This is a genomic window from Streptomyces sp. NBC_01571, from assembly GCF_026339875.1.
Classification (GTDB): domain Bacteria; phylum Actinomycetota; class Actinomycetes; order Streptomycetales; family Streptomycetaceae; genus Streptomyces.
In genome coordinates this window covers 6,098,781-6,112,736 of record NZ_JAPEPZ010000001.1, presented here as the reverse complement: position 1 = coordinate 6,112,736, position 13,956 = coordinate 6,098,781, and the positions used below count along the sequence as shown (strand labels likewise).

Annotated in this window: 10 protein-coding genes; 2 read left to right on the top strand and 8 right to left on the bottom strand. The window is 67.0% G+C overall.

The features are described from left to right. Positions 1–18: 18 nt before the first annotated feature. The 4 genes from OHB41_RS27645 to OHB41_RS27630 form a co-directional block, all read right to left on the bottom strand. Entirely contained in the window at positions 19–2,226 is a 2,208-nt protein-coding gene (locus tag OHB41_RS27645; protein ID WP_266700843.1) for a hypothetical protein, read from the bottom strand. Positions 2,227–2,313: 87 nt separating this feature from the next. Beyond that, a complete protein-coding gene (locus OHB41_RS27640; protein ID WP_266700842.1) occupies positions 2,314–2,757 on the bottom strand; it encodes a hypothetical protein in 444 nt (147 codons plus the stop codon). 172 nt (positions 2,758–2,929) lie between these two features. Further along, on the bottom strand, positions 2,930–4,174 hold the full coding sequence (mycP, locus tag OHB41_RS27635; RefSeq protein WP_266700841.1) for a type VII secretion-associated serine protease mycosin: 1,245 nt from the start codon (positions 4,172–4,174) through the stop codon (positions 2,930–2,932). Positions 4,175–5,812: 1,638 nt separating this feature from the next. Beyond that, the gene (locus OHB41_RS27630; RefSeq protein WP_266700840.1) at positions 5,813–6,343 is read right to left on the bottom strand and encodes a DUF2563 family protein; all 531 of its coding nucleotides are present in this window, start codon (positions 6,341–6,343) and stop codon (positions 5,813–5,815) included. Between the two features lie 664 nt (positions 6,344–7,007). Here OHB41_RS27630 and OHB41_RS27625 point away from each other — a divergent pair. Together OHB41_RS27625 and OHB41_RS27620 are read left to right on the top strand one after the other, a co-directional pair. Beyond that, complete coding sequence (locus tag OHB41_RS27625; RefSeq protein WP_266700839.1) at positions 7,008–7,874, top strand: helix-turn-helix domain-containing protein; 867 nt, start codon at positions 7,008–7,010, stop codon at positions 7,872–7,874. A gap of 298 nt (positions 7,875–8,172) precedes the next feature. After that, positions 8,173–9,417 (top strand): cytochrome P450, encoded by a 1,245-nt coding sequence (locus OHB41_RS27620; protein ID WP_266700838.1) that lies wholly within the window; start codon positions 8,173–8,175, stop codon positions 9,415–9,417. A gap of 163 nt (positions 9,418–9,580) precedes the next feature. Here OHB41_RS27620 and tuf read toward each other — a convergent pair whose 3' ends face one another. From tuf to rpsL, 4 genes are all read right to left on the bottom strand, one after another. Beyond that, positions 9,581–10,774, bottom strand: a complete 1,194-nt coding sequence (gene tuf / locus OHB41_RS27615; protein WP_153289127.1) for an elongation factor Tu — start codon at positions 10,772–10,774, stop codon at positions 9,581–9,583. Positions 10,775–10,917: 143 nt separating this feature from the next. Next, entirely contained in the window at positions 10,918–13,044 is a 2,127-nt protein-coding gene (gene fusA / locus OHB41_RS27610; protein ID WP_266700837.1) for an elongation factor G, read from the bottom strand. Between the two features lie 39 nt (positions 13,045–13,083). Continuing rightward, a complete protein-coding gene (gene rpsG, locus OHB41_RS27605) occupies positions 13,084–13,554 on the bottom strand; it encodes a 30S ribosomal protein S7 (RefSeq protein WP_003992340.1) in 471 nt (156 codons plus the stop codon). 2 nt (positions 13,555–13,556) lie between these two features. Beyond that, on the bottom strand, positions 13,557–13,928 hold the full coding sequence (gene rpsL, locus OHB41_RS27600; protein WP_003948652.1) for a 30S ribosomal protein S12: 372 nt from the start codon (positions 13,926–13,928) through the stop codon (positions 13,557–13,559). Positions 13,929–13,956 lie beyond the last annotated feature (28 nt).

The following is a 13,956-nucleotide window of genomic DNA, read 5'->3' as shown; positions in this document are numbered from 1 at the left end:
GGCTGTTCCCTGCGGCGTTCAGCGGTCGCTACGAAGGGTGTTGAGCGTGTGATTGCGGCCGAAGTCGTACTGATCCTGACCTGCGTGGACAAAGAACTGCGTGTAGTCACTGTCGATGCCGTGGCCGCGACTGTTCGCCCACGCCCTGACCATGTGCTCCACATCGTGCTGGCCGGCATCGTAGGTCTCGGCGTTTTTCTGGGTGGCAGCGAGGTTCGCCTCGGCCACATGCTCCTTGTTGGACTCGTACGCCCACACATCGACGGTCTTCGTGGCGAGGTCTCCGACGGGGCTGAGATCGGACACGGGATTGAACATCAGTGCCGTGCTTAGGGAGGTGCCCAGACCGTGGTTGAAGTCGGCGGCCCACTGCGTCTTCTTGAACCGTTCGTCGAAGATGACGTCGGACCGTACGCCATCGTAGGCACCCATGGCGCGCGAGCTGTCGACGATGCGGTCGTGGATCGTCTTGTCACCGGCGTCCTGGGGAATACCGGCCAGGACATGGTGCGAGTACTGCTGCTCCGCCCCGTAGAGATGCCCGAAGGCCTCCGGATCGTCGGCGATGCCCCGCATGACGGCGGCGAGGCGTTGGTGCCCCACAGCGAGGTGCGCTCCGTCCTTGTCGTTCCAGACGGAACCCGAACTGTCCCAGTCGATGTCGTAGCGCGACGACGACTCCGCGTAGATGCCGTGCGTGTCGGGCGTGTACGACGTCAGGATGTGCGCCAAGGGCGTGGCGAGATTCTTCGGCAGTTCTTGTGCTTGATCCGCCGAGTACAGGGTGTTGATGGTGTGCTGCAGGATGCGGGCCTGGGGCAGAGTGTGCTCTCCGACCGCGTGATAGGCGCCCGGCGCGCCCCCGGTCGTAGCGGCCTCCAGAGCGGCGCCGAACCCCTTGCGGACGTCGCCGTCCTCGACGACGACCGGCGGACCTGTCGTGGTGCCACCGGGCGGGGTCGCGTAATGGTCGATAACGGTGTCCCAGTCCCGCCCGTGGAGCAGGTACTCCAGATTGTCGTTGTGCGCCGGATCCAGGTACTCGGTGCTGGTCGCCGGGCCATCGGACATGATGCCGAGGACACCGTCGAGCGGGTCGTTGGCGAACCAACCCCGATCCCTGCCAGTGAAGTTGTCCCGCAGGGCCCAGATGGACTCGGTGTGCCCCTTGACCGTGTACGACTCCTCCGCGTGCCGGATGTCGTCCGCGGTGTCCTCGAGGAACTGGCCGGAATAACCGTGCCCCTGCTGCATCAAGGTGACCAGGCTCTGATAGCCCCGGACCTTCTCATCCGGAATCGGGCTGAGGCCGTCCACCTTGAATTCCTCGGTTCCAGCCTTCTGCATTTCCGCACGAAAGTGCTTGTAGAAGGAGGTATTCGGGTCACGCGTCGCAGTCGCCAGCGTTGTCGCGAGGCCCTTCTGGATGTCCAGGTACTGGCTGCTGTGCTTCTTGTCGTCGTAGTGGGCGAGGCTGTCGAGGTCGTTGGCGAGCTTCAACGTCCTGCGCGCGCCGAGGTCATCAAGCAAGGTCTGGCTGAACGCCATGTCGCCCGAATTGTCATGGAAGAGCTGCTGCAGTTCCTGGTAGTCGTGCGCGGACGCCTTCCCGGTATCGATGCGCAGCGCGATGTCCCTGGCCTCGTCCGCCTCGTACTTCTCGATGTCGCCCTGGGCCTTCCCGTTGAAACCGTTGAGAGTGCCGTCGTTGACGTCGGAGTCGATCACGACGGCTTTGAAGGCAACCTCGACGCCCTTGTCGGCGTCGTCCACGTCCCCGACCAACTGGTCGATGCGCTGCTGCCACGAACTGACACTCTTGCGAATGCTCTCTTGGTAATCAGGGTCGTGAGCAAGAGCGGTCCGATCCCCCTGGCTCAGCTTCTCGGTGTCGTACGAGATCACGCCCTGGTCCGAGACCTTCATGCCCTTCGCTAGGGCTTCGTCCCGAGCCGCCTCCAGTTTTTTGCGCAGGTCCACGAACTGCGTGTGCGCGTCACGCAGCAGGGAGGCGATCGCCTTGGCCTCGGTCTGGGCGTTCTGGAACTCTTTCCGCGTGACATCGAAGCGTCTGTTGGCGGCGTCAGCGCTCAGTCCCGTCCACGTCCGGCCCATGGATATGCCGTACACATCCCGCTTGTACGCCGTCTCCTGCTTGTGGAACTCCTTCGCCATACCGTCCCAGCGCTCAGCGGCCGTGGTGAGCGTGGCCAGGTCAGTCGTCATGATCTCGTGGTACGTCGGCATGGATCCCCGTTGTCTGCGTTGGCCTTCGAGTCGGTCACGATGGCGGTGAGGACAACCGCGCTTCGGTCAGTACTCGTCGATCGGAGACACCCCGCGCACGCCTGCCCCGACTCCGAGGTCCGTGCTCTGCAGCAAGATGTTGGTGCTCCCCAAGGCCGCTTTCTCAGACGCGAGCCGGTTCATGAGGTTCTGAACCTGTTCGCCCCACGTCTCGTGTGCCTTCTTGAGGCATCCTGAGGTGAACCATCCGTGGCCATCCTTGGGCCCGAATGCCTTGACGGCGGCGCCGGTCTCCCCGTCCGCCCAGTCACCTGACTTCCGGGTGTCGGGCTCGATGTGCAGTTCGATGGCGCGAGCCGCGGCCCGCTTCTCGGCAGGCGACGACGCCAGATCCGGTTGACCGCCAGGAGCCCCACCGCCCGGGTCTGCGGGGAGTTGGTTCAGCCGCATGCCGACCGGGCGTACAGCCTCGCTGCTGACTATGTGCTGCTCTCCTGCAGACTCAGCCATGAATACCTTCCCCCGTTGCGCTCAATTGGCGTGCGCCTGTCAGGCTATCAACCAGCCAGAGCCTCGCCGTGATGGATCCCGAGCCATTACATTCCCTTTACAACCACTCATCTGACGGGGTGTTCCGGCGCAGAGCGGCCGTATGTCCAGACTGCGTTACCGACAACAGCGGCTATGCAATGGACCGTCGACGTTTGCCGATGATGGCGGCGGTTACTGCTCCGCCGAGGATTACGACACCGACGCCCAGCGCGATCCAAAGGATGCTCTGGTCGTTGTCCTCGGAGGAGGCTTCGGCTGCCGCCTTGCCGCCCTTTGCAGGAGCAGCAGGTCCCTTGGAGGCCGCAGCACCCGGAGAAGGCGATGTCGAGGCCGTGGCCGGGAAGTCCGGGAGCGGATAGGCATGGGCAGGGCCCGGATTGCCCGGGTTTTGAAGGGCGATGCGGGGGCGCACGATGCCGTAGCCGATGGAGTCGTTGCGCTTCGTGCCGTCCGTGGGGCCGCCGATGGTGTTGAGCATGACGCGCAGGACCTGGTTATTAGTCCAGGTCGGATGCTTGGACCAGATGAGGGCGGCGCTGGCGGAGGCCAGGGCGGTGGCGTCGCTGGTGCCGTGGCTCTTGCACAGGCCAGTTTCGGTTCCGCACGCCTCCACCATGTCCTCCCCCGGAGCGGCCATGTCCACCTGCGGACCGAACTCGGACTCGGCGGTCTTGCGTAGGTCCTTGCCCACCGCCCCTATGCCGACCACTCCCGGAGTCGCAGCCGGATACTCGACCTGGTTTCCCTTGTTTCCGCTGTTTCCAACCGCAGCGAAAATCAACGACCCCTTCTCCAAGGCGTATTTCACTGCCGCTGTCAACTCTGTCGATCCCTCCGCCTGCCCCAGCGAAATATTGATGACCTGTGCTCCCGACTCCGCTGCGTAGCGGATCGCCCTCGGGGCAACCTCGTTGAACCGCTTGCTTGCCTCGGCCTGGTTGGCCGCTGTTTCGGCTTTGGGCATCCGGATTGGGAGGATCTTGGCTCCGGGCGCGAGCCCGAAGGCGCCCTTTCCGCCGCCGTACGCTCCGGTTCCGGCGATCAGTCCCGCCATTCCCGTGCCGTGGCCCTCATAATCGACGTGCTCGTCTCCCGGCTGGCCCGTCGCGAAGTCCTTGCCCGGCAGGATGCGGCCTTTCAGGTCCGGATTGACCGGGTCCACTCCGGAGTCGATCACGGCAACCGTGATGCCCTTGCCGGTACTGGTCTGCCACATCTGCTCCGCCTTCATGGCGTCGAGGAACCACTGCTGCTCGCGCGTCGATTCCGCGTAGGCCGGGACGACTGCGGTGCTCGCCAGCAGTAGGCCAAGCACCGCTGTTGTCGCTGACTTGCGGCGCCCACGTCGAGTACTGCGAGTACGGCTGATGAGCATGCGTTTCCTCTTCGCCTTTCTCAGGCAGTCAGTCGGCGTCCGGGCGGGTGGTATGGCGGCGTTCCTCTTGCCGGGGCTTGTCATTCTCGACCTGCCGGTCGGGCCGTCCGCCCTTGCCACTTGTGCGAGATGAGGATGCCGACTGTGCCGTACGGGGCGCGCCGGTGCTGCGGTCTTTGCCCGGACGTCCGGCATTGGGTGTACCGCCTGAGATGCCGTCTCTCACGGCGGCACCCGAATTAGCTCGCCCACCAGCATTACCCGGCGCTGGTGTGCGAGCTGCGACACGGCCTGTCTGCTGCGGGCCGCCGCCCATGATTCCCCCGGTGGGAGAAACTGGCCCGCGACCGGGGATCTGCCCCTGTCGGCCGGCTGCTCGACCAGCGGGAGCGCTGCCGACTTCGGGGCCCATCGAGCCACGTACAGTCGTGCCCTCAGGCCCCACCACCGTTCCGCGCGGGATCGCCCCCGCCGACCTGCCCGCGGGAGGTCGAGTCGGACGGCCTCCGACAACTCCGCGCGCGCTCGGGTTCTGCGTGCCTCTGGGATTCGCCATAGGGGTGCCTTGGCCGGGCGGGGAGGGTGTCCGTCCAGTGACCGCCGACCGGGCTGGTCCCGCCGCACCGGCTGCCGCCCGTCCCTGACCCGCCGGACCGACTGTGCCTGTCATACGTCCCGGACCCGCGGAGCCCACAGGGACTCCCGTACTGGTGCCGAACAGCGGGGGAACGTTCCCGGGCTGCATTGCCGCAACACTTTCCGCCCGACCTGCGCTGGGTAGGCCACTGGTCCCGCTCACCGGTGTATGCGACGCGTGCGGCAGTGTGCCCGCGGAGTCGACGTCCATCCGAGGAGGCGGGGTCTCCTCCCCTGTTGGGAGCTCGGGCGCCTCGGTGCCCTGATGCCTCCGGCCCAGCTGTGGCGCGGCGGCGACATCCGAGTGCGTGGAGGACTCCCACGCCACGGTACGAGAGCCCGCGGCAGCCGACGGGGAGACTTGACCAGTAGTACTACCGCCAGGTCGAGCGATGCCGCTCCCGTCATGAAGTCCACGGGATTCCGGCGGAACCAAAGCCTGGGGCGGCGGCGGAAACTTGGGCCTCTCCAGCCCGTCCAGCTGCGTGGCCGACAGCGAGTACGTCTGGCCCAGCTTCCGCATCTGCGCGGCCGCCTCCTGCCGCACCTTCTCCTTGTCCGTTGCCAGCGCCGCGAGTTCACTTGCGGACTTGCTGCTCACCGTCGCCGCGTCCGGGTCGTTGTGCACCGCTTGGGCCGCGTCCAGGTTCGCCTGTGCGCCGGCCTTGTCGCGCGGAATGGACGCCTGCGCCGTGGCGATCGCTCCCGAGGCCTCGCCCAGCCACTTCGCGGCGCCCTCGCTGAAATCACCCAAGCGCAAAGTCGAGTTGGCCAAGTCGCCGCTCCACGTGCGGAACGCGTCCGCGCCCTCGCCCTTCCACTCCACGTACTGCGGACGGACCTTGAGCTCCTCCGCGATCTTGCGGATCTCCTTGGCTGCGGCGATCAGCCGGTCGGCGGCGCCCTGCACCGTGCCGGCGTTCGCCTGGTCCAGCCACGCGAGCATCTGCTCGTGGCTCATGCCCTCGAAAGACGTACCGTCGCCGGTCCCCTTGCCGGACATCAGATCGTGCCTCCCGAGTCGCCGCCTGAAGGTGTCTGGGCCGGCTTCGACCCGGTGCCGCCTTCGTGGGTCTTCTTCGGCAGCGCGGGGTCGTAGCTCCCCCCGTAGTGCTTCGTCGTCTCCGCGCTGATCGCCTGCATACGGTCGCGGATGTCCAGGTCGATGTTCTGGTAGCCCTTGTGCGCGGCCAGCACCGCGATGTTCATGCCCTCCATCGAATCGGACAGCAGCTTCGACAGGCTCTCCAGCTCGGTGATCACCGTCTCGTACGAGGTGAACAGGCCGGACGCCTCCGTCCACGCGCCCGCTCCACCGCCGAACTGGTGCCGCACCAGCTGCTCCTGGCCCACCTCGCCGGGGCCGGCCGCCGAACCCTTGAGGTCGCGGATCAGGTCGTCGACGCGCTTCCGGAACTTCGTGAACGACGACAGCTCGGTGACCACGTCACCGACAGCGTCCCGCGCCGCGTCGAACACGCCCGATGCCCACGACGACGGTCCGGGCGCCGCCCCGCTCTCACTCGGCAACACGATCTCTCCCCCGTACAGCCAAAACAGCCGAAGCTTCACCGGCAACTCTAGCTATCAGCTGTGACAGTCCACAGCCGGCCCCTGGCGGAGAGTGACCGGAATCGGGCCATTCCGAGGCGCGACCCGGCCGGTCGCCGGGGGCGGTGACGAAGAGCATGGCTCCACTCAACCTCGCCGCAGGACACGGCACATGAGTGCCCGTACTCATATGAGGGAGCGGGAGTGTTCCAAGTGCCCCTGTGGGTCGGCCTTCGGAGGCGTACGGCACGAAGGCCGTCCATGGCCGTGGCGCGAGCCCCGGCCCCGTCCCCGGCCTGAGCTGTGGGCCGGCGACAGTCCGACTCGATCCTGTTCCGCGCGAGACCGTCCAGGCGCAACTCGGCCTCCCCCCACCGGATCACAGCGGGTCGTGCTCCGGTGCGGCCTGCGCCCTTCCCCAAGAAACACGAGAGGGAAAGAACCCCACCAAGCCCCACCCCTCCCTCCCGTCTGTCGCGCCAACTCACTCCCGCGAGTGAATATGCCCAACTCGGCTGGATTTGGGACCGGTTGCCTGCCCTACGCTCAGCGCGACACAGCACAACCGCAGACATGCAACGGCCCCCGCCGGGACTGCCATCCCGATGCGAGGGCCTGACCACCGAGGAAGAAGAGGACCTTCCTGATGGATACGCAAAACCCTAGCGCGCCCCGGCGCGCCCAGTCCCGTATCGCGGGCAAAAATCACCACAGGGGCACGCAGCCGCACGCCCGTCCCGGCGGTGTCATCCACGACAACTCCCGCCACACCACCCGCTTCACGGTGATCGGCAACCACCTCGCCCAACACCCCGAGCTTTCAGGACTCGCGATCGGGCTGGCCGTCTACATCCAGTCGCTCCCGACAGGCGCCCGCGTCGACATCAAGACCCTCGCCGCCCGCTTCCCCGAGGGCCCCACCCGTATCGCCGCCGCCCTGCGCGAACTCGAAACCCACGGCTACCTCCGACGCACCCGCGAGCGCACCCCCGGCGGCCGGATCGTCACCCGCACGATCTCCTGCAACCAGCCCGGACCCCGCGGGACGGCCGCCGTCACCCCCAGGAACCCTGCCGTCCGGCCGGCCACCACGGAGAGACGGCCGCCCCGCAAGCTCCTCCCCGCCGTGCCCCGGCCCGCGTACCCCTCCCCCACCCTGCTCCGGACCGCCACCGACCTCCTCGCCGGCCTCCGCCGCCACGACCCCCGCCTCCTTCTCTCCACCACGGACACCGAGCATCTGGCCCCCGGCGTCGCCGCCTGGCTGGAACGGGACCTCACCCCCTCCGCCGTACGACACGCACTGACCACGGACCTGCCACCCGAGGACCTGCGCCGCCCGGCCGCCCTCCTCGCCCACCGACTCACCGCGCAGTTGCCACCTCCGCCGCCGTTCCGCGTGCCCACGTCGCTCCCGGCCGCACGGCATCCGCTCCGGAACTGCGAGGGCTGCGACCGCGCCTTCCGCTCCCCCGCACCCGGGCGCTGCCGCGACTGCCGGTCCGCTCTCTGATGCCGAGGATCTTGTTGCCCATACCCGTACCCCGGCCGTGGAGAGACGAGCTCAAGGGCCTCATGCGACACCTCGACAAGGCCACCGGGCCGCCGGGCAGCAGCCCTGAAGAACCGCGCCGGCTCCGGGCGGCGCCGACACACTCCTCGACTTCGGCGTACTCGAAGACGGGAGCAGAGCAGTCGGGGCTGTGACCTGCCCGGCGGCAATCCGCCCTCCCCAGCAGACGTAGCCCGCCACCACTCCGCCTGGAGCACTCCCGCGCGACACCTCACCCCCGCCCGACGATGCTGAACGCATGGCAGAAGAAACCGTCACCCTCCCCGAGCGGCCCGAGCAGCCCCTTCCCCCTGTGCGGGACTGGCCCGCCGGCGAGCTGAACGCCACCGAGTTCGAACCGGTGCTCGCGGAGCTGATGCGGGAGGGGCCGCTGACGCGGATCCGGCTGCCGCACGGGGAGGGCTGGGCGTGGCTGGCGACGCGTCACGACGACGTGAAGATGATCACGAACGACCCCCGGTTCAGCCGGGCGGAGGCCGCTGTCCGCCAGGTCACCCGGCTGGCGCCGCACTTCGCGCCGCGGCCCGGCGCGCTGGCGTGGGCCGACCAGCCCGACCACAACCGGCTGCGGCACGCCGTCTCGGCCGCCTACACAGTGAGCGCGGTCAAGCGGCTGCGCCCCCGTGCGCAGGAGATGCTCGACGCCCTGGTCGACGACATGGTGCGGGACGGGTCGCCCGCCGATCTCATCGCGCGGGTCCTCGAGCCCTTCCCGATCTCGGTCGTCTGCGAGGTCATGGGCGTGCCCCTGGACGAACGGCAGAAGCTGCACGCCTGGACGCGGGAGATCATCTCCACGGCGGGTGGCGCCGATGCCGCCGAGCTCGCCAAGAAGGGGCTGTTCGGGTGGATCGGACAGGCCGTCCGCGACCGCCGCGACAACGAGGGCGGGGGTGACGGCGAGGACGTCCTGTCGCTGCTCGGTGCCGCCGTGCGGCGAGGCGAGCTCGGCGAGGAGGAGGCGGTCAGCGTCGCCGGCCCGCTGCAGATCGGCGGAGAGGCCGTGACCAACAACTCCGGCCAGATGTTCTATCTCCTGCTGACCCGTCCCGACCTGCTGGAGCGCCTCCGCAGCGACCCCGCGTCGCGCCCCGCGGCCATCGAGGAACTCCTGCGCTACATCCCGCACCGGGCTGCGGTCGGCCTGCCCCGGATCGCCACGGAGGACGTCGACCTCCAGGGTGTCCGCATCCGCGCGGGTGACGCCGTGTACGTCTCGTACCTCGCCGCGAACCGTGATCCGGCGGTCTTCCCCGACCCCGACCGGATCGACCTCGACCGGGACGCCGGCGCGCACGTGGCGTTCGGCAACGGTCCGCACTTCTGCACGGGCGCGGTCTTCTCCCGTATGCAGATCGAGCTGCTGATCGGCACTCTGCTGGACCGCCTGCCCGGCCTGCGCCTCGCCGTGCCCGCCGATCAGGTTCCCTTCCGGCAGCGCACGATGATCCGCGGCCCGCTGGCGTTGCCCGTCGCCTGGTGAGGCGAGCCGGCGGGACATGAGGTGACGTCTCGGACGGGCGCCCCCGGGGATTCCCGGGGGCGCCCCTTCGTGTCCGGAACGCGAAAGGGCCCGTACGACCGAAGTCGTACGGGCCCTTCCAAGGAGCTCGCGAGGAGCTACCAGGAGATCAGATCGACAAGGACTACTTGTTGATCTTGATGACCTGGCCGGCGCCCACGGTCCGGCCACCCTCACGGATGGCGAACTTCAGGCCCTCCTCCATGGCGACGGGCTGGATGAGGGAGACCGTCATCTCAGTGTTGTCGCCCGGCATGACCATCTCGGTGCCCTCGGGGAGGGTCACAACGCCCGTCACGTCCGTCGTACGGAAGTAGAACTGGGGACGGTAGTTGTTGAAGAACGGCGTGTGACGGCCGCCCTCGTCCTTGGACAGGATGTAGGCCTGGGCCTCGAACTCGGTGTGCGGCGTGACCGAACCGGGCTTGATGATGACCTGGCCGCGCTCGACGTCCTCGCGCTTGATGCCACGGAGGAGCAGACCGACGTTCTCGCCCGCCTGACCCTCGTCGAGCAGCTTGCGGAACATCTCGATGCCGGTGACCGTGGTGGTGGTCTTCTCCTGCTTGATGCCCACGATGTCAACGGTCTCGTTGACCTTGAGGACACCACGCTCGATACGACCGGTGACGACGGTGCCACGACCGGTGATCGTGAAGACGTCCTCGATCGGCATCAGGAACGGCTTGTCGACGTCACGCTCGGGCTGCGGGATGTTCTCGTCGACGGCCTTCATCAGGTCGAGGACGGACTGGCCCCACTCCTTGTCGCCCTCAAGGGCCTTGAGCGCCGAGACCTTGACGACCGGCAGGTCGTCGCCCGGGAACTCGTACTCGGAGAGCAGCTCACGGACCTCGAGCTCGACGAGCTCCAGGATCTCCTCGTCGTCCACCATGTCGGCCTTGTTCAGGGCGACGACGATGTACGGAACGCCGACCTGGCGGGCCAGGAGCACGTGCTCCTTGGTCTGCGGCATCGGGCCGTCCGTGGCGGCGACAACGAGGATGGCGCCGTCCATCTGCGCCGCACCCGTGATCATGTTCTTGATGTAGTCCGCGTGACCGGGGCAGTCGACGTGGGCGTAGTGACGGGTCTCCGTCTGGTACTCGACGTGCGCGATGGAGATGGTGATACCGCGCTGGCGCTCCTCAGGAGCCTTGTCGATCTGGTCGAAGGCCGAGGCCTCGTTCAGGTCCGGAAACGCGTCATGCAGCACCTTGGTAATGGCGGCCGTGAGGGTCGTCTTACCGTGGTCGATGTGACCGATGGTGCCGATGTTGACGTGCGGCTTAGTCCGCTCGAACTTCGCCTTCGCCACTGGGGTCCTCCTACGGAGTGGTTCTGTACGCCTTACTCATCGGCGCCAGGTGATCTTTGCTGGGGTGCCGCCCGCCGGGATTCTCCCTTACCGGTTGAACCCCGGCGGTCGGTGTCAAGCCTAAAGCGTGCAAACGGTGTGCGTTACTCGCCCTTGGCCTTCGCGATGATCTCCTCGGCGACGTTCCGCGGAACCTCGGCGTAGGAGTCGAACTGCATCGAGTAGCTTGCGCGACCCGACGTTTTGCTGCGGAGGTCTCCGACGTAGCCGAACATCTCCGAGAGGGGCACGAGGCCCTTCACGACGCGGGCACCGGCCCGCTCCTCCATGGCCTGGATCTGACCACGGCGGGAGTTGATGTCGCCGATGACCTCACCCATGTAGTCCTCGGGCGTGGTGACCTCGACGGCCATCATCGGCTCGAGCAGCACAGGGCTGGCCTTGCGCGCGGCCTCCTTGAAGGCCTGCGAACCGGCGATCTTGAACGCGAGCTCGGAGGAGTCGACCTCGTGGTAGCCACCGTCGAGAAGAATGACGCGAACGCCCGTCATCTCGTAGCCCGCCAGGATGCCGAACTGCATGGCCTCCTGCGCGCCGGCGTCCACCGACGGGATGTACTCCCGCGGGATACGGCCACCGGTGACCTTGTTCACGAACTCGTACGACGCCTCGCCGCCCTCGATGGGCTCGATCGCGATCTGCACCTTGGCGAACTGACCGGTACCACCGGTCTGCTTCTTGTGCGTGTAGTCGTGACGCTCGACGGCCTTGCGGATCGTCTCGCGGTACGCGACCTGCGGCTTGCCGACGTTGGCCTCGACCTTGAACTCACGGCGCATACGGTCGACCAGCACCTCGAGGTGCAGTTCGCCCATACCGCCGATGATGGTCTGGCCGGTCTCCTCGTCCGAGTGAACCTGGAAGGAGGGGTCCTCCTCCGCGAGACGCTGGATGGCGACACCCAGCTTCTCCTGGTCACCCTTGGACTTGGGCTCGATGGCGACCTGAATGACCGGCGCCGGGAAGTCCATGGACTCCAGGATGACCGGGTTCTTGTCGTCCGACAGCGTCTCACCGGTGGTGGTCTGCTTCAGGCCCATGACGGCGACGATGTCGCCGGCGCCCACCGCCTCGATCTCCTCACGCTTGTTCGCGTGCATGCGGTAGATCTTGCCGATGCGCTCCTTCTTGCCCTTGACGGAGTTCAGCACAGCGCTGCCGGACTCCAGGCGGCCCGAGTACACCCGGACGAAGGTGAGCTTGCCCAGGTGCGGGTCGCTCATGATCTTGAACGCGAGCGCGGAGAGCGGCTCGTCCACGGACGGCTTGCGCTTGACGACGACCTCGGGGTCCTTCACGTCGTGGCCCTCGATGGCCTCGACGTCAAGCGGGGTCGGCAGGTAGCGCACGACCGCGTCGAGCAGGGGCTGGACGCCCTTGTTCTTGAACGCGGTGCCACAGAACACCGGGGTGACCGTGGTGTCGTTGGACTTGCCGGACGCGATGGTGATGCGACGGATCGCGGCGTACAGCTGCTCCTCGGTGGGCTCCTGGCCCTCCAGGTACAGCTCCATGATCTCTTCGTCGTTCTCCGCGACGGCCTCGATCAGCTTGCCGCGCCACTCCTCGGCGGCCTCGGTGTGCGTGGCCGGGATGTCGACGACGTCGTACATCTCGCCCTTCGCCGCCTCGGCGGACCACACGAGCGCCTTCATGCGGACCAGGTCCACAACGCCCTTGAAGTCCATCTCGGCACCGATCGGGAGCTGCATGACCAGCGGCTGAGCGCCCAGGCGGTCCGAGATCATGTCCACGCAGCGGTGGAACTCGGCGCCCGTACGGTCCAGCTTGTTCACGAAGCAGATGCGCGGCACGCCGTAACGGTCGGCCTGACGCCACACCGTCTCCGACTGCGGCTCGACACCGGCGACACCGTCGAACACCGTGACGGCACCGTCGAGGACGCGGAGCGAACGCTCCACCTCGACCGTGAAGTCGACGTGACCCGGGGTGTCGATGATGTTGATCGTGTAGTCGTTGTCCTCAAGCGGCCAGTGACAGGTGGTGGCAGCAGAGGTGATCGTGATGCCACGCTCCTGCTCCTGCTCCATCCAGTCCATGGTGGCAGCGCCGTCGTGGACCTCACCGATCTTGTAGCTGACGCCGGTGTAGAAGAGGATCCGCTCGGTGGTGGTCGTCTTGCCCGCGTCGATGTGGGCCATGATCCCGATGTTGCGGACCCTGGCCAGGTCAAGTGAAGTGGTAGCCATAAGGCTTCGGTCTTCTCTCGGTCTCGATGTGGGTAGCGACTACCAGCGGTAGTGCGCGAAGGCCTTGTTGGACTCGGCCATCTTGTGGGTGTCCTCGCGCTTCTTCACAGCGGCACCGAGGCCGTTGGACGCGTCGAGAAGTTCGTTGAGCAGACGCTCGGTCATGGTCTTCTCGCGACGGGCGCGGGAGTAACCGACGAGCCAGCGCAGCGCGAGCGTGTTGGCGCGACCGGGCTTGACCTCGATCGGAACCTGGTACGTCGCACCACCGACACGGCGGGACTTGACCTCGAGGGTCGGCTTGATGTTCTCCAGCGCGCGCTTCAGCGTGATGATCGGGTCGTTGCCCGTCTTCTCACGCAGACCCTCCATGGCGCCGTAGACGATGCGCTCGGCGGTGGAGCGCTTGCCGTTGAGCAGCACCTTGTTGATCAGCGACGTGACAAGAGGAGAACCGTAGACCGGGTCGATGATGACCGGGCGCTTCGGGGCGGGGCCCTTACGAGGCATTCTTACTTCTCCTTCTTGGCGCCGTAGCGGCTGCGGGCCTGCTTGCGGTTCTTGACACCCTGGGTGTCGAGCGAGCCGCGGATGATCTTGTAGCGAACACCCGGCAGGTCCTTCACACGGCCGCCGCGCACGAGCACGATGGAGTGCTCCTGCAGGTTGTGTCCCTCACCCGGAATGTAAGCGGTGACTTCGATCCCGCTGGTCAGACGCACACGCGCGACCTTACGCAGGGCCGAGTTCGGCTTCTTCGGGGTGGTCGTGAACACACGCGTGCAGACGCCGCGACGCTGGGGCGAACCCTCGAGTGCGGGCGTCTTGTTCTTCTCGACCTTGTCCTGCCGGCCCTTCCGGACCAGCTGCTGGATCGTAGGCACTACTTCTCCGGTTTCTGTGTGCCGAATG